The organism is Draconibacterium sp. (assembly GCF_041583095.1).
GTDB lineage: Bacteria > Bacteroidota > Bacteroidia > Bacteroidales > Prolixibacteraceae > Draconibacterium.
In genome coordinates, this window is the sequence record NZ_JBFHGM010000114.1 from 1 (window position 1) to 14,892 (window position 14,892).

Annotated in this window: 17 protein-coding genes; 8 read left to right on the plus strand and 9 right to left on the minus strand. The window is 41.4% G+C overall.

The genetic code is table 11. The features are described 5' to 3' along the window. From ABZB17_RS11925 to ABZB17_RS11935, 3 genes are all read left to right on the plus strand, one after another. A partial coding sequence (locus ABZB17_RS11925) for a YeeE/YedE thiosulfate transporter family protein (protein ID WP_372650502.1) occupies positions 1–321 on the plus strand: 321 nt, incomplete at its 5' end. A gap of 6 nt (positions 322–327) precedes the next feature. Then, positions 328–939 carry a rhodanese-like domain-containing protein gene (locus tag ABZB17_RS11930; RefSeq protein ID WP_372650504.1) on the plus strand — a complete coding sequence of 204 codons (612 nt, stop codon included), beginning with the start codon at positions 328–330 and terminating at the stop codon, positions 937–939. 12 nt (positions 940–951) lie between these two features. After that, positions 952–1,386, plus strand: a complete 435-nt coding sequence (locus tag ABZB17_RS11935; protein ID WP_372650506.1) for a hypothetical protein — start codon at positions 952–954, stop codon at positions 1,384–1,386. A 21-nt stretch (positions 1,387–1,407) separates the two neighbouring features. Here the strand turns inward: ABZB17_RS11935 and ABZB17_RS11940 are convergent, their stop codons facing one another. From ABZB17_RS11940 to ABZB17_RS11950, 3 genes are all read right to left on the minus strand, one after another. Beyond that, a complete protein-coding gene (locus ABZB17_RS11940; RefSeq protein WP_372650508.1) occupies positions 1,408–2,451 on the minus strand; it encodes a rhodanese-like domain-containing protein in 1,044 nt (347 codons plus the stop codon). A gap of 13 nt (positions 2,452–2,464) precedes the next feature. Further along, on the minus strand, positions 2,465–3,517 hold the full coding sequence (locus ABZB17_RS11945) for a hypothetical protein (RefSeq protein WP_372650510.1): 1,053 nt from the start codon (positions 3,515–3,517) through the stop codon (positions 2,465–2,467). Between the two features lie 250 nt (positions 3,518–3,767). Further along, the gene (locus ABZB17_RS11950) at positions 3,768–4,469 is read right to left on the minus strand and encodes a ComF family protein (RefSeq protein ID WP_372650512.1); all 702 of its coding nucleotides are present in this window, start codon (positions 4,467–4,469) and stop codon (positions 3,768–3,770) included. 405 nt (positions 4,470–4,874) lie between these two features. Between ABZB17_RS11950 and ABZB17_RS11955 the strand changes: the two genes are divergently transcribed. The 3 genes from ABZB17_RS11955 (at position 4,875) to ABZB17_RS11965 (ending at position 8,568) form a co-directional block, all read left to right on the plus strand. Then, positions 4,875–6,416 carry an SUMF1/EgtB/PvdO family nonheme iron enzyme gene (locus tag ABZB17_RS11955; protein WP_372650513.1) on the plus strand — a complete coding sequence of 514 codons (1,542 nt, stop codon included), beginning with the start codon at positions 4,875–4,877 and terminating at the stop codon, positions 6,414–6,416. Between the two features lie 43 nt (positions 6,417–6,459). After that, on the plus strand, positions 6,460–7,812 hold the full coding sequence (locus tag ABZB17_RS11960; RefSeq protein ID WP_372650515.1) for a Gfo/Idh/MocA family protein: 1,353 nt from the start codon (positions 6,460–6,462) through the stop codon (positions 7,810–7,812). Positions 7,813–7,944: 132 nt separating this feature from the next. Continuing rightward, positions 7,945–8,568, plus strand: coding sequence for a hypothetical protein (locus ABZB17_RS11965; RefSeq protein WP_372650517.1), 624 nt, complete (start codon positions 7,945–7,947; stop codon positions 8,566–8,568). A 328-nt stretch (positions 8,569–8,896) separates the two neighbouring features. Here the strand turns inward: ABZB17_RS11965 and ABZB17_RS11970 are convergent, their stop codons facing one another. The 4 genes from ABZB17_RS11970 to ABZB17_RS11985 all read right to left on the minus strand — a co-directional run bounded on the left by ABZB17_RS11970 (position 8,897) and on the right by ABZB17_RS11985 (position 12,147). Then, positions 8,897–9,739 (minus strand): sulfurtransferase, encoded by an 843-nt coding sequence (locus tag ABZB17_RS11970; RefSeq protein WP_372650519.1) that lies wholly within the window; start codon positions 9,737–9,739, stop codon positions 8,897–8,899. Between the two features lie 18 nt (positions 9,740–9,757). Further along, complete coding sequence (locus ABZB17_RS11975) at positions 9,758–10,801, minus strand: porin (RefSeq protein ID WP_372650521.1); 1,044 nt, start codon at positions 10,799–10,801, stop codon at positions 9,758–9,760. 65 nt (positions 10,802–10,866) lie between these two features. Beyond that, entirely contained in the window at positions 10,867–11,856 is a 990-nt protein-coding gene (locus ABZB17_RS11980; RefSeq protein WP_372650523.1) for a rhodanese-like domain-containing protein, read from the minus strand. Between the two features lie 54 nt (positions 11,857–11,910). Next, positions 11,911–12,147, minus strand: a complete 237-nt coding sequence (locus tag ABZB17_RS11985; RefSeq protein ID WP_372650525.1) for a hypothetical protein — start codon at positions 12,145–12,147, stop codon at positions 11,911–11,913. Positions 12,148–12,399: 252 nt separating this feature from the next. Between ABZB17_RS11985 and ABZB17_RS11990 the strand changes: the two genes are divergently transcribed. Beyond that, positions 12,400–13,047 (plus strand): Crp/Fnr family transcriptional regulator, encoded by a 648-nt coding sequence (locus ABZB17_RS11990; protein WP_372650527.1) that lies wholly within the window; start codon positions 12,400–12,402, stop codon positions 13,045–13,047. On the opposite strand, the gene ABZB17_RS11995 is transcribed toward ABZB17_RS11990, so the two are convergent. Then, positions 13,044–13,736, minus strand: a complete 693-nt coding sequence (locus tag ABZB17_RS11995) for a Crp/Fnr family transcriptional regulator (protein WP_372650528.1) — start codon at positions 13,734–13,736, stop codon at positions 13,044–13,046. The genes ABZB17_RS11990 and ABZB17_RS11995 overlap by 4 nt on opposite strands. 107 nt (positions 13,737–13,843) lie before the next feature. On the opposite strand from ABZB17_RS11995, the gene ABZB17_RS12000 reads away from it, so the two are divergent. After that, entirely contained in the window at positions 13,844–14,047 is a 204-nt protein-coding gene (locus tag ABZB17_RS12000; protein WP_372650530.1) for a hypothetical protein, read from the plus strand. Between the two features lie 66 nt (positions 14,048–14,113). Here the strand turns inward: ABZB17_RS12000 and ABZB17_RS12005 are convergent, their stop codons facing one another. Further along, entirely contained in the window at positions 14,114–14,593 is a 480-nt protein-coding gene (locus tag ABZB17_RS12005) for a rhodanese-like domain-containing protein (RefSeq protein ID WP_372650532.1), read from the minus strand. Positions 14,594–14,892: the final 299 nt, after the last annotated feature.

The window sequence follows — 14,892 nt, forward strand, 5'->3', positions numbered from 1 at the left end:
GGAGTAATTATGGGAGCCGGATTTATTATGGGCGGTTTTTGTCCGGGTACCGGAATAAGCGCACTATCGATCGGGAAAATAGATGCCTTGTTTTTCCTGTTTGGCGGATTAAGTGGTGCGTTTCTTTTTGCCGAAACTTTCCCGATGATCCAAACACTGGCCGGCGCAAATTACAAAGGCCCGGTTCGTGTAGATGAATGGCTCGGTGTTTCGCCCGGAGTTTTTACTTTTCTGCTGATCGTGGCTGCCATTGTCCTATTCTGGTTAGCCGAACTGGCTGAGAAGAAATATGCACGAAATGATATCACCGCAGAAATTTAATCAGAAATGAATGCACGACTTAAAATATCTGTTTTACTTGTAGGAGTCGGATTGATTCTGGCCTTTCTGCCTTTTAATGCAGCAAAATCTTTTCAACTAAAACCCACCGAATTACTGGAAATATCGATGAATCCTGACATCTATTTTTCGGTTGACGAGGTGGCCCGTTTTGTAAATAACGAAGACAGTACCATCCAACTGATCGATTTACGTAGCGCTTCCGAATTTATGGAAAGTAACATTCCGGGGTCGATCAATATTCCGTTTAACGATTTGCTTAATCCGAACTGGGAAGGTTACCTGAATCAGGATAAAGTAAGAAATATTTATTACGCAAACGGCGATGAAACAGCAAATCTGGCCTGGACCATTGTGAGCGGACTGGGCTACGCGAATTCATTTGTGATGAAAGGTGGAATGAATGAATGGTACCTTACGGTGATGTATAGCAAGTTTGAAGGCGAACGAATTACGCCACGCGAAAATGCGCTGTTTGAAAACCGCTACAAAGCACGAAGAACCTTTACACAAATTAATAGTTTGCCCGACAGTTTAAAAATGCAATACCTTGAAGCGAAACGATTGGAAGAATCGCAGCTGGACGGAGGTTGTGAATAAAACAGCTACAAAATGAAGAAAAATATAACATGGATTTTAGGTGTTCTGCTCGTACTTTTTGTACTGGTTTTGGTGCGAACATTTAATCCGAACCTGTTTAAAAGAAATGTAAGCGAAGCATTGACCACCGAAATGACAGTTTCGGTGCAGGAATTGAGCGAATTAAATGACAACTACAATATTGTTGAACTGGACACCGAAAACCAACGTTTCCCAAATTCATTGGTGCTGCCTTTTGGCCAACTTCTTGAAAAAGAAAATAAGGAAAAACTGAGTTCGTTTGATGGAAAAATCCTGCTTTATTCCTCTGATATTTCCACAAGTTCAAAGGCCTGGGTTATTCTGAATCAACTGGAATTTGATAGAGTTTACATCCTCTCGGATGAAGAAAATCCGGAAGCTTTAAAATACAAATTCCAGCCCGATACGACGATCAGGCTGGAATAATATCTTTTTGAAATACCCTATTTAATTCTGTACGTACGGATAATCATGAATTTCGGCTTCGGTAAACGGTAGCCACGAAAGCGCACTTTCTTCCTGTTTCATTTTATCGTACATAAAGGCATTGTTGCCAAAGGTGAGCGTTTTGGCATCGTAACCAAACAAACGCAGGTAAGCCGTGGCAAATCCCGAGTTGTGCCCGGTATTGCAGTACAACACCACTTCCTTATCTACCGGAATAGTTTGCATTTCAGAAACAATTCCAAGCGTTCCGCCGGGTTTGTACCGAATAGCGCCCGGAATATGCCCAGAATCGTACTTGTCTTTCCGGTCGTAGTTAATCGTGTAATATTTCCCGGGATTTTCGAACACCGCACTGGCTTTCACCAACGCATCGCGATAACCGGCTGCAAAAAGCGCCTCAATTCGCTGTTGCAGCAATTCGTCGCCATTCGTACTCCCGGTGTTCAGTTTTGGGAGATCCGCTATCGGGGCTTTATCGTGATCTTCCGTCTCAAGCTGATCCTCATAATCAGAAGATACATTAGCCAGCCAAGCATCATCAGCAAAGTGTTTGCTCCAGCCACTCATTCCCCAGCGCATAGCGTAAACATTGCCGTAGCCTGCCAGTCGTAACAACGATGCAGCATAACTCGAAATCTGACCGGAATAACACACCACTACAATTTTGTCGTATTCAAACGGCTTGATATCGTTGGTGAGATACGCAGGCAGATCGCTAAAATCAACACGAACAGCACCTTTTATGTGTCCGTCGTTATATGCTTCTTCATTACGAAGGTCGATAATGTAAATATTTCCATCCAGTTCCTCATAAACTGACGATGGTTTTATAAGCGACGGGAAATTACGGCTATTGGCGTAATCGCCCATTTCATTCAGCGTTTTCAGCAGTGATTTTGCCTCGGCATTTACCTCTACTTTTGGGGTGGTTTCCTGTACACTGGTTTCTGACTGTTCCGTCTTTTTCTGCCCTCCCGAGCAGGAAATTAAAACAACAAAAGCAGCCAGTGTAAGAAAACTTAAAATCGGTTTTATCTTGATCATAAATTAATACGTATTAGCTCTGACTTTCAACAGGATTCATTTCTTTGTCGTAACGAAGGGTTTCTACTCTGCGGCCCTGTTCGTCGTATTTGTATTCCACAATAGCCACACCGTTATTCGGGTTGTTCACCACATTTCCATCGGCATCTTTCGAAATACTTTTTACCAACTCGCCATATTCGTTATATTCATTCTCCGTTACCGGAATTCCTTTTCCGCCAAGTAATTCATCGTCCTGATCGTAAACAACCGTTTTTACCGCATTGCCATATTCATCAACAACATTTTGACGCTTGGCCCAGCCCCAGTACAAATTCGAAAGCTGGCCAGTGGTGCTGTGTACCGAAAAGCTCAATAAATCACCTCTATCATTGTTTTCGAATAAGAAATACGAAACACCAACATCGCCACAATTTTCGGCTGTACAATTGTACATGGTATCTTCAATATAGTTGGCCATTCGGGTTACGTAGCCATTCGCATCATACGAAAATCGCAATTCATAAAACGGACAAAACGGATTCATAATGGTTTCTTCCTCGGCGAGATTGTAACGCAATTCACGTATCATTCCATCATCCAGTTTCGACCACACGTAATTGTGTATGTTATTACGGTTTTCGGTTGGATTTCCCTCTTTATCAAGGAAACGCATCGCAACGCGCATTCCCGAATCATCGAGTGTATATTCCTGTGTAAACGCACCACCGCTTTCAATGGGCTCGCCTTCTTTGTTAAAGAAATGTTTGATCTGCTTGTTACCGTCGTAGGTATAAGTAATTTTTGCAGCTCTAAGGCTCGAATATCCCAGCAACACACCGTTGCGGTTGAATTCTACTGATGCCAGCCTGCCATCTTCGTTCCAGGTAAATTTGTAGTTATTTACTTTTTCAGCTTCTTCGGCCGAAATTTCATGCGAACCACGCTCCAAATCCCAGGGTGTTTCGCTAAATAACAGCTGGCGGTAATACTTTACGTTAACATCTTCGGTGGTTGCCGGCTTTTGGTTACAGGCTATAAAACCCATAACCACTAGGGCAAGCAAAAACAATCGTGTAATTTTCATACTATTTTATTTTTTTGATGATAATAAATTCAGACAATCTGTTGGTTTAACAGATTGATAGGAAACATTGTTTAATACCGATTAAACAACACAATGTCGCATTTTTCACTTTGCTCAGAATGCTCCTTTGTTATAGCATCGGCATTAACCATCGTAAGCGTTGAAATTCCATACGGTATTTTAACGAACAATTGGTTTAAAAAGGCTTTCGCGAGTAATGATTACATTATCAGCAGAATAAGACCGAACCTTAAATATCAGCATAAGCCAGCGTGGCAATACTGACTTTTGTTCCGGGTTGTTTTAACAAATGAATAGCACAAGCTTCAAGGGTTGCGCCGGTGGTTACCACATCGTCAATAAGCAAAACATGCTTATTTTCAACCGCTCCGGGATCATTCAACCCAAAAACAGTTTCAACGTTTTGCCAACGTTCGTAGCGGTTTCGTTTTGTTTGTGTCGATGTATATTCCTTTCGGTGCAGCGTTACGGTGTCAACCGGTTTATTTAAAATTTCGGCAATTCCGCGAGCTATCCATTCACTTTGGTTAAAACCGCGCTTTTTTTCTTTTCGTGGATGTAGCGGCACCGGCATTAAAACATCAATTTCGGCAAAGAGTGGTGATTCCAACAATTTCAGGCCAAATTTTCTCCCGGTTTCATAACCCAGCTCTTTTAACCCTTTGTATTTTACAAAATGAATGAGCTGTTGGTATTTACTCCCTTTCCTGTAGCTAAAAAAAGCTGTGCCCGCTGAGATATCAACCCGCCCCCAAAATAACTGAGCCACTTTATTATCCTGCTTTAAATGAAAATTGGTTACCGGCAAATCGTGCCAGCAAGTAAAACATACGAAAGTTTCCTGCGTTACCAGACGTTTCCCACAGGTAACACACAGCTCGGGAAAAAACAAGCCCAACACATCTGAAATACTTTGCTTGAGAAGGTTCATAGCTGAAAGTTACAAAATTCTCTATTTAACCATTTAAAGTTTAGTTAAAAGTTGATTGTTGCTGATTAATAATTCGTTAACCCATTAGTAATCTTTACATAATCAGCCCCGGATAAAACATCCATAACTTGCAACTGTATAAAAAATATTTCCCTATCTCTCCTGTATTCCTCTCCGGAAGTCATCTGCAAAGGTTGTCGCATTCGAGACAACCTTTTTATTTAATAAAAAATAGGTATTTTTTATAAAGCCTGCGTCTTAACTAAAGACAAATGGCTGAATTTTCTGAAATTGTTGAGGAATAAAGTTAAGTTGTATAATTTTAAACCTACAAAAGTCAGAATTTTAGCCATATAAATTAGTATTTTTACCATCATTGTTTAATCAAGAAACCTAAAATAACCAATGGCCATATTTCAACGTTTTGGTAACTACCTTCGAAAAAAACTGTTACTGATCATTTTTATCGGATTTATAATTGGTATCGCTGTTACCATTTCTTCTCTTAAAGTTATTGAAGCTACTTCAACAAACGAATCGTGCGAAGTGTGTCACGTTCACCCTCATGTTTTTGATTCGTGGAAACTCTCTGTTCATCACGAGAACAGAACAGGTATGCATATTGGCTGCGTTGAGTGTCATCTTCCGCCAAAAGGACAAGGCTACTTAAAAGAGAAAATAAAAGCCGGTGCCCGCGATGCATACGGATATTTGTTTAAAGACAGTGCCGATTTTAACTGGGAAGCCAAGTCTTCGCTCGAGCAGGCACAACATTTTGTATTTGAAGAATCGTGCATTAGTTGCCACGCCAATTTATTTCCGCTTACGCTAAATTCCGAAGGTCAGCAAGCGCACCTTTACTATTCGCAAAACAACGAGGAACTGCGTTGTATCAACTGTCACCTGCATGTTGGACATTATGATCCGAATGCACTGCACGCGAAAAATGTTGAGTTTGGAAGCGCCGGTGCCGAATCACAGGAAAGATATGAAGCTGCAGCTGAAGTTACTGCACATGAAGACTTTATAGAAACAATTCCGGGAACATCAATTGCATTTAATATGAAAGCTATTCCGGGTGGAAGTTTCAAAATTGGAAGTCCTGAAACAGAACAACTTCGTGAAAGCGATGAAGGGCCACAGAAAACGGTGAATGTAAGTCCGTTCTTTATGGCCGAAATAGAAGTGAGCTGGGATGAATACCTGGCCTTTTACAGCGCCACTGCCGCAGAAGGAAGAACAACCGACACAGAAGGTACACGTACTGAAACCGATGTTGATGTTGATGCGATCTCAGGCCCAACACCACCTTACGGGCAACCCGACCAAAACTGGGGAATGGGCAGCCGTCCGGCTATTACGATGAGCTACCATTCGGCCGAAACCTATTGCAAATGGTTATCGCAGGTTACCGGAAAAACTTACCGCCTGCCAACAGAAGCCGAGTGGGAATATGCCGCCCGCGGAGGTACGGAAACACCGTTTTTCTTTGAAGGTGAGCCAAAAGACTTTAAAGACAAAAACTTTATCGGGAAATTATTCGGAAAAGGAAGCGACGTTATTAATAACTATATTGTTTACGAAAAAAACAGCGGACTGAAAACTGCCAAGCCCGAGGTTGTTGAAGCCAATCCGTTTGGGTTGAAAAACATGCTTGGTAATGCTGCCGAATATTGTGCCGACTGGTACGCCGAAGATGCCTATTCGAAATTAAGCGATGGCGCTACCGACCCGAAAGGACCTGCTTCGGGAGAGGAACACGTTATTCGTGGCGGAACATTTAAAAGCCCTGTTGGCGAAGTTAGAAGTGCTGCCCGCGATTACACCCGCAGCGAAGCATGGATGAAAACCGATCCTCAGATGCCAAAGAGTATCTGGTGGTTGTCGGACTGTAATTACATTAGCTTCAGAGTAGTGTGCGAATATGATGAGAATACCGGAAAATAACTTATAACGATTGAATCCTAAATTCAACTAAAACATTAATAACATGAGTAACAACAATTTTTCAAGAAGGAAATTTTTAGCCGGAGCTGCAACAGTAGGCGCAGCAGGGGCTATGGGAATCGGAACTTTGTCATCATGCTCTGGCGGAGGATCTTCTGCAAGTGGCGAATACGATTGGCTAAAACGAGAGTACAAATATCCACCTATGCTGGATGAAGTGCCTGCCGGAACAGTTTTAAAAGCCGGAATTGTTGGTTGCGGCGGACGCGGAACCGGTGCAGCTCTTAACTTTTTGGAAGCCGGTGGTTCAACCGTTCAGGTAACTGCACTGGCCGATGTGTTTAAGGACAGGGTTGACAGTTGTGTAGACAGAATTAAAAAAGAAACCGGCCAGGAAGTACCTGCGGAAAATTGTTTTATTGGTTTTGATGCCTACGAAAAAGTGATCGATTCGGGTGTTGATATTGTAATTCTGGCAACACCTCCAAAATTCCGTCCTCAGCAATTCGAAGCAGCTGTAAAAGCGCGTAAGCACGTATTTATGGAGAAACCAATTGCTGTTGATCCTGTTGGAATTCGCCAGGTTTTGGCGGCTGCAAAAATGGCCGATGCTGCCGGATTAAAAGTGGTTACAGGTACTCAACGCCGACACCAGCATAAATATCTAAATGTATATAAAGAACTCAGCAATAACGCAATTGGTAAACTCACCACTGCCGAAGTATATTGGAATGGTGGACAATTGTGGTACAGAAACAGCAAGCCCGAATGGAGCGAAATGGAATGGATGATTCGCGACTGGGTAAACTGGTGCTGGCTTTCGGGCGACCATATTGTTGAACAACACGTACACAATATCGATGTTGCCAACTGGTTTTTTGGCAAACACCCGATAAAAGCGCTTGGTTTTGGTTCTCGTCAGCGTCGCCCAACCGGCGATCAGTATGATAATTTTGCCGTTCGATATGAACTGGATGACGGACGCCAGATTTTAAGCACTTGCCGCCAGATTAATGGCTGTACAAATGCCGTTAACGAAGTAATGCACGGTACAAAAGGAAAAGCATTTACTGCACAGGGTGGCACAGCAAAAATTACTGATTTGGATGGTAATGAACTTTTCTCTTATGAAGATCATGCAACCAGCCCATACGTTCAGGAACACAAAGACCTGATTACCTGTATTCGCCAGGATATTCCGTTTAACGAGGCTGAAGAAACCGCCAATTCAGTTATGACAGCAATTATGGGCCGCGTTTCGGCATACACCGGAAAAGAAGTTACCTGGGATGAAATGATGAACTCGGACATGAAACTTGGTCCTGACACTTTCATTATGGGCGATATTGGTTTTATGGAAACTGCAAGTGTACCTGTACCGGGAACACTTGATTAGAGTAAAGCAACAGGCTCTTTAAGATTGATCAATCAATTCAAATATAAACCTTCGGCATTAGCCGAAGGTTTTTTTGGCACTATACTTGTTTTAACACTAAAAAATGAAGTTTAATTATAAAAGTCTATAGCTATGAAAACAATTGAAAACAAACAAAAATTTACCTTCAGAAAAATCTCAGCGTTTCTTTTAATTATTGCCGCCGCCATACTGGCCTCATGCGAAGGTCCGGTTGGGCCAATAGGTCCTCCGGGAACCCCGGGAGAAGACGGTTACAATTTTGTTGGAACCACATTTGAGTTTACCGGAGACTTTACGCCGGCAAACAACTATCAACTGGTTTTTAACTTTGCGGATAACGGATTTGAGCCTTACGAATCGGACGTAATTTTAGCCTACATTTTGTGGACAACCGAGGATGGCTTGGATTTCTGGCGCCCGCTTCCTCAAACCAAATATTTTGATTCTGGTGCTATTTTACAGTATAATTTCGATTTTACCGGCGATATCCCCAACGATGTAATTGAAGATATGTCGGTATTTTTGGAAGGTGATGTAGACCTGTCAACTTTGCCGCTCGATTATACCAGAAATCAAACTTTCAGAGTGGTAGTGGTTCCATCTGATTTTCTGAGTTTGGCCAATGTTGATGCCAGCGATCTGAACTCCATATTGAATTCATCCAGTATTCAGCTTAACTCCCTTGGTACACTTGAACCAGGATCGGTTACTGACACTAACATAGAGATCAAATAATTAGAAACAACAATATAAAAAAACCGCTAACCAAAACTGGTTAGCGGTTTTTTTATGCTTTCATGTTAGCCTGTTTACTGATGAATAAGCGTATTATTTTAGTAAAAACAATCATGATTCCCGGAAATCATCAACAGGAATGAAAGTGAAACAATATTCGACGAACTCTCCCTCACTCCCTCTCTTCGCGAAGAGAGGGACGATTGTGTCGAAGGCACAATCAGGGTTAGTCAATAAATTTTGAAGCATATTTTGCTATCAATTTTTACATGTCTTTCAGAAAAAAGAGCGCCCGGTAAATACCAGGGCGCTCAGGACATGCGAAAGGCTAACCTATCTCATTCGAATCGACAGATTGCCATTCCAAATAAGCTCCGTCGTAAACTTTTACGTTTGGATACCCCAAACCTTTCAATGCCAAATAAATAACTCCGGCACGTACACTGGTTTCGCAATAAACGATAACCGTTTTATCCTTGGTAATCCCCTTCGATTCAAACATCGAAGTAAGTGCTTCGTTCGATTTTAGCAAACTCTTTCCATCAACCAGGGTTTCGTAGTTCACATTAACAGCGCTCGGAACGTGTCCGGGTCTTGCAAGTTCTGTTTCCGCAGTACCGGCATATTCTTCCGGTGTGCGGGCATCAACAATTACATATGAGGGGTTGTTAACCGCCTTTTTTACCTCAGCCATAGTAGCCAGCTGGTTGGCGTCAACATTGGCGGTAAATGTGGTTTTGCTCCCTTTTGATGCTGTCCCGATTGGTCCGCGTGTTGCTTTCCACCCTGTAATGTTACCATCCAGCATTTTTACATTTGGCGCTCCCAAATACTTTAACATCCAGTACATACGACCCGCATATTTTGTAGAACCCTCATCGTACACCACAATGGTTTTATCAGCTGATATACCATGGTTTCCAAGCTCTGCAGTCATTTCTTCCGGCAATTTGATAATATTACGGATAGGCTCGTCGGTACAAAGCGTTCCGTGTGGTAAATCAATCGCACCACGAATAAACACTTTTTGATTTGCAGCCGCATTAACAATGATGTAATTCGGGTTTTTTAAATTCTGTTTTAGCTCATTTGCCGAGATCAAATCCTGTGCTGAAACAGCAGAAGCCAGCAACAGCACCAATCCTAAGAGAAATAATTTATTAAGTTTCATATTCTTTATCATTTAAAATTAGAATCTTACCTGTAACTGAACCATGATCATATCGTTCGAAACTTCACCGGCCCATTCAGCTTTATATTCGTAGTTCACCTGTAAACGAGTCCACTCGTTAAAGAAATAGTTGAAACCTACGGTTGTAATATGTTCCATGTTGTTATTACCCAAACTCAAATCGCTGTTGTAATTCTCGTATTTAATAACAGGCTGGAAATTATAAGTCAGGTTGTAGAGGGCCATAATTGATAAACCTTCGCGTTCAACACTACCCTGAACCAATTCAGGATCGCCTCCACATCCGCCGCCTACCAGGTACGAACCTTTGTCTTCGGCCCAGATGTATTCTCCCTGCACAAGGAATCCATATTTTTCCACTTCAAACTCAGCGCCCCAGCGAGTTCTTTCGTCGGGTTCTGTAACCGTTTCATCCTGGCTGGTAGCTTTACCCATACGGAAACTACCACCAACATGCATCCAGTCGAATGGCTGAACCAAAACTCTACCCACTAAATCTTTGTATTTGTCGGCATCTTTAACCAAAAGTCCGGTACCGTTCATCAAGGCAACCGAATATTGAATTAAAGTAGTATCCGATCCACCAAGCACCATTAATCCCATATCGCGATCGGGTGCAGTAAGTTCGTTTACAAATTTCGAACGATTGACGGTATATAACGAGTGACAAGGCGTACCCAGTTCTTGTCCGAATGGCGATTTAAAGGAACCCAAACTTACCTTTGCAAACGAAAAACGTTTGTAGGTAATAAATGCATCGAGCAAATATGCTTTTGGCCCGTCTTTTTTAAACGGACTGGTTTCTACCAAAACATAGTAACTAAAGTCGTACGGAATATTTCCCATAACACCAATACGCGAGCGGTTAAAACCAAAAGTGTTGGTATTATCACCTTCGGCAAAACCATAATCGTATTGCGCCTGCAGATATCCGAAAACAGAAACACCTTCGTCTGAGGCTGGCTCGGAGCATCCCTGCGCCTGTGCATTGTAAGCCAACAAGCAGGCTGCTGATAATATAAATAATAATTTGCGTAACATAATCTGTTCTTTTAGTTGATAATTAAGAGAGCGGACTGAAAAACCAGCTTCCCGCTCCAACACGTTTAGTTAGAAGATACTGTAGGAAGATCCTTAGGATTTGAATCGAATCCCCAGTGATTTGTTACGCCACCAGCTTCCCAGAATGAGTTGGTATGGCTTAAACCGTTCATACCGAAAAGAAGACTATAAGCATCGAAACCAAGCACATTTAAGTATGCGGTAATAACTGCTGAAGTTTGTCCGGTGTAGCAGTATGTAACTACTTTACCGTTTGGATCAAGTTTGCTGCAATCGTCGATTAATAATGGATTGATTCGTACAGCACCATTTACGTGTCCAAAACCGGTGTAATGATCGGCCGAGAAATAATTATTTACATAGTAATTAGCTGGCGTTGCTAAAACGTCGGCACCTTTTACTGTTTTAAATCCTGCGGCAACAACTTCTTCTACTCTTTCGGCAAGAATATCAGCTCCATTTGTTGATGTACTTGTCCATGCTGGAGCGTCAAAACTTCCGGCTGTAGCTTCGCTGCTTGTCCAGTTATTTGCATCATCCAAAGATTTACAGTTTGGTGTCCATTTGTCAAATGATGAGTTCCACCCGCTCATTCCCCATTTTAAGGCCTGTGTATCTTCGTAACCGTAAAGGCGAAGTAATGAAGTAGCGTAGCAAGCAGTTTGTCCGGTATAACATACTACCAAAATAGGTTTGTCGGCAGTGGCTGCAGCAGTTAGAATATCGCCAAAAGCAACGTTATGTGCACCTTCAATATGAGCGGCAGCAAAATCATCGCCCCCACGAATATCCATAATCCATTTTGAAGAAAGATCGCCATCAGCAGGTGCGGCCATTACAAACTTCTGTCCTGCGGCATTCGTTAATACATTGTTTATATCCATATCAACCGATTTCAGGTAAGTGGTCAGCGTTTCGTAAGCTACCGGTTCCGTACCTGAACAATCGCATTCTTCTTCTTCATATTTACATCCGGTAAATGTGACTGAAGCAAACATTGCAAGTAATAACGTGTAAAAAAAGTACTTTTTCATTTTATAAAATTTTAGGTTATTTAAGTGATAGTATAAACCCGGATAATTCTTGCACTAAAGCAATATTGGCATCCCGGTTTTTACCTGATTATCTTGTCGTGTTTTGATTGAGGTTGTGTAACAAACACAACTCCCGGTTAATAAACTATGGCTGAATGTTGTTGAAAAGAATGTACGAATGGAGAATAGCAGATTATTCATCAGACTATTTAGCGCTTCCCGACTGGCAGTAACAACTTTACCGAGCCATATAACAAAGCCTAACATCAACGAAATGAATGCCTTTCTCATGTCCTTTTAAAATTTATATTTGGTGAATTAATCACCAATTCAAAAGTAACACTGCTACTTATACCGATATGAAAACCGGGCTGTCACCGCCTCAAAACGGATTCATATTGTAGTCAGTAGAATATTTGATTTAGATCAAAAACATGATTGACGTACTGATTAAGTACTAACTTTTTAACTATATTAGCCCCCTTTATTATTCTGATAATTATGCCAATAAACAAACTCGAAAAATGCATCGGATGTAAGTGCATGTCAGCACCTTTCAAAAAACTTTCGAACGAGGAGTTGATTCTAATTAACCGAAACCGGGTTGAAGTAAATTTCAAAAAAGGAGAGATCATTGCAAAGCAGGGTGCTTTAGCGGCACACATCATATACATCAAAAGTGGGTTGGTGAAAGTTTACCGCGAACATGCGAACAATGAATTGATACTATCCGTCGAAAACCAGGGCAAATTATTAGGTTTGCAGGCGCTCTATTCAAAAAATATATATCCCTACTCTGTTAAAGCATATACCGATACCAGTGTTTGCCTTCACGATATAAGCACAATTGATTCATTTATTCACAATAATGCAGCATTCAGCGCAAGCATTTTGCATCATTTAAACGATGAGTCGTTGTTCTCGTACAACCGGATGGCTTGCCTGACCCTGAAACAATTACACGGTCGTTTTGCCGACTTACTTTTGTGTTTCAGCCTTCGTTTGTTCAAGCGAAAAAAGTTCAGTGTTCCAATCAGTAAAAAAGACATGGCTGCTATTACCAATATGTCGCAGGAAAGTCTTTCGCGTGTGATTAAGGAATTTGTATCTGAAAAGATTATCGAACTAAAAGGCAAAGAAATTACCATTCTTGATTTCGACCGGGTGCGCCATCTCAGCCAGGTAGGTTAACCTTTTTGTTTAATTTCCTCCAGTTTTTTTTCGTTTAAAATGGTAAGCACATTGTGTTCAAGTGCTATAATTCCCATTTCCTGGAATTCCTTTAATATCCGGGAAACGCTTTCGCGCGAAGTGCCAATTAATGCAGCAATTTCAGTTTGTGTAAGGTTTAAGGCAAAAGTGTTCTCGCCATAAACTTCGTTGGCGAAATAACTTATGGTATTAGCCAGTCTGCCGGGTAACTGTTGCTGCACGTTTTTCACCAATCGGTCGAAATAATTCATTTCGTCGTTAAAAACTGTTGATAATACCTTCAGGGCAAACTCGCCGTTTTGTTTTAACAGACTGGCAAAACAGTGCCTGTCGATAAAACACACTTCCGAGTTCGTTAATGTTATGGCCGAGAAATAATTGGTTTTTATGTTTTCATCCAGGTTCTGAATCCCAAGGTACGATCCCTGTTTTGAAACGCTTAGAATAAAATCTTTACCGCCGGCACCTTTTTTTACCAGTTTTACAAATCCTTTCCGAATATAAATGATATGCTGAACCGGCCCACCCTCTTTAAAAATAAGTTCGCCTTTTTGGTACGCTGTTTTTGCACACCCTTCTTCAAGAGCACATAACTCATTGTTATCCAGAACAGATACAGCTCCCGATTTTAGACTGCAATCAACACAGGTATTGGCAATTAAGTTCATCTGCAAACTTAAAATGTAATTAATATCACAATTATACGAGATTTATCTCACATTGTTTAATAAACCAATGTTCTTTATTGGTCGTATAATTGTAAAAACTTAATACGATGAATAAAATAGTAACATTAATCTGCTACAATTTAGGACTCTGGGGAATTTTAGGCTTTTTCGTCACCATTATCCTTGGCTTCATTTCATGCTGTGCCAATTTACCGGTTCAGGTATTTTATACCGGCCTGATCTTATTTGCAGCCATAGGATTAGCCGCCACCACATTTTGTGTTGCGCGAGGATGTAAAAAAGTACGATAAGCACCCGGCCTGTACAACAAGCGGTTTGTAAACCCTGGTTACGCTTTAGCCGGAGCGTTTATTTCCTTAAAACCTTTCCAGTTTCGGATAAGCTTCGTGCCATGCTTTCCATCCTCCGTTAAGCGAATACACATGCTCGTAACCCAGCTTATTTAGCGACTTTGCAGCTAGTGCCGATCGGCTGCCACTGCGGCAATACAAAATAATAGTATCTGTTTTTTTAGGTAGCGCGTGATGAAAACCTTCCCAAACCGTTTCCTTTTCTATGTGCGATTCCAACACACCGCGTTGCACGAGGTAAGCTCCCGGAATATGTCCGGCCCGGTATTCATCTTCTGTGCGCACATCGATTAAAATATAGCCGGGCTTTCGGCTCTTCAGTCCTTCCACATATTGGTCATGAAATCCTTCCGTATCAACCTCATCTATCTCCTGTTTTACGGCAGCAACCAATTCTTTATATCCGCTGTAAACCTTATTTTCCTGAGCAGAAAGCACAGAAAACATCCCCATCATCAAAACGATGATAACCCCAAATTTCTTCATAATATCAAAGATTTTTTTTAAATATTACCAGGTGAGAACAGGCACCAATAGCGCTCCTTTTATACAGAAACGCACAATAGTGTTTGCTCAAAAACAATTTCGGGCATTGAAGGTATAAAGAATTTCTGCCTTATTTTAAATTCCGAATCCTTAATTCGGTTTTGTTTTGATTTTTTAATCATTAGTGTCCGGTAAAAATTTACCGGGCAGTACATTTTAAAGAACCACCCGGCATGTCTACTTTTGAGTTACCACACCAAAAAGTTAGACATGGGTAAAAATACAATTTTTAGCGGACA

What these genes read in the sequence shown, in the direction of transcription:
- ABZB17_RS12000 (WP_372650530.1), top strand. Translation starts at nt 13,844, where the DNA reads ATGAATAAAATAGTAACATTAATCTGCTACAATTTAGGACTCTGGGGA.
- ABZB17_RS11985 (WP_372650525.1), bottom strand. Translation starts at nt 12,147, where the DNA reads ATGAGAAAGGCATTCATTTCGTTGATGTTAGGCTTTGTTATATGGCTC.
- ABZB17_RS11995 (WP_372650528.1), bottom strand. Translation starts at nt 13,736, where the DNA reads ATGAACTTAATTGCCAATACCTGTGTTGATTGCAGTCTAAAATCGGGA.
- ABZB17_RS11935 (WP_372650506.1), top strand. Translation starts at nt 952, where the DNA reads ATGAAGAAAAATATAACATGGATTTTAGGTGTTCTGCTCGTACTTTTT.
- ABZB17_RS12005 (WP_372650532.1), bottom strand. Translation starts at nt 14,593, where the DNA reads ATGAAGAAATTTGGGGTTATCATCGTTTTGATGATGGGGATGTTTTCT.
- ABZB17_RS11950 (WP_372650512.1), bottom strand. Translation starts at nt 4,469, where the DNA reads ATGAACCTTCTCAAGCAAAGTATTTCAGATGTGTTGGGCTTGTTTTTT.
- ABZB17_RS11975 (WP_372650521.1), bottom strand. Translation starts at nt 10,801, where the DNA reads ATGTTACGCAAATTATTATTTATATTATCAGCAGCCTGCTTGTTGGCT.
- ABZB17_RS11990 (WP_372650527.1), top strand. Translation starts at nt 12,400, where the DNA reads ATGTCAGCACCTTTCAAAAAACTTTCGAACGAGGAGTTGATTCTAATT.
- ABZB17_RS11930 (WP_372650504.1), top strand. Translation starts at nt 328, where the DNA reads ATGAATGCACGACTTAAAATATCTGTTTTACTTGTAGGAGTCGGATTG.
- ABZB17_RS11955 (WP_372650513.1), top strand. Translation starts at nt 4,875, where the DNA reads ATGGCCATATTTCAACGTTTTGGTAACTACCTTCGAAAAAAACTGTTA.
- ABZB17_RS11960 (WP_372650515.1), top strand. Translation starts at nt 6,460, where the DNA reads ATGAGTAACAACAATTTTTCAAGAAGGAAATTTTTAGCCGGAGCTGCA.
- ABZB17_RS11945 (WP_372650510.1), bottom strand. Translation starts at nt 3,517, where the DNA reads ATGAAAATTACACGATTGTTTTTGCTTGCCCTAGTGGTTATGGGTTTT.
- ABZB17_RS11940 (WP_372650508.1), bottom strand. Translation starts at nt 2,451, where the DNA reads ATGATCAAGATAAAACCGATTTTAAGTTTTCTTACACTGGCTGCTTTT.
- ABZB17_RS11970 (WP_372650519.1), bottom strand. Translation starts at nt 9,739, where the DNA reads ATGAAACTTAATAAATTATTTCTCTTAGGATTGGTGCTGTTGCTGGCT.
- ABZB17_RS11965 (WP_372650517.1), top strand. Translation starts at nt 7,945, where the DNA reads ATGAAAACAATTGAAAACAAACAAAAATTTACCTTCAGAAAAATCTCA.
- ABZB17_RS11980 (WP_372650523.1), bottom strand. Translation starts at nt 11,856, where the DNA reads ATGAAAAAGTACTTTTTTTACACGTTATTACTTGCAATGTTTGCTTCA.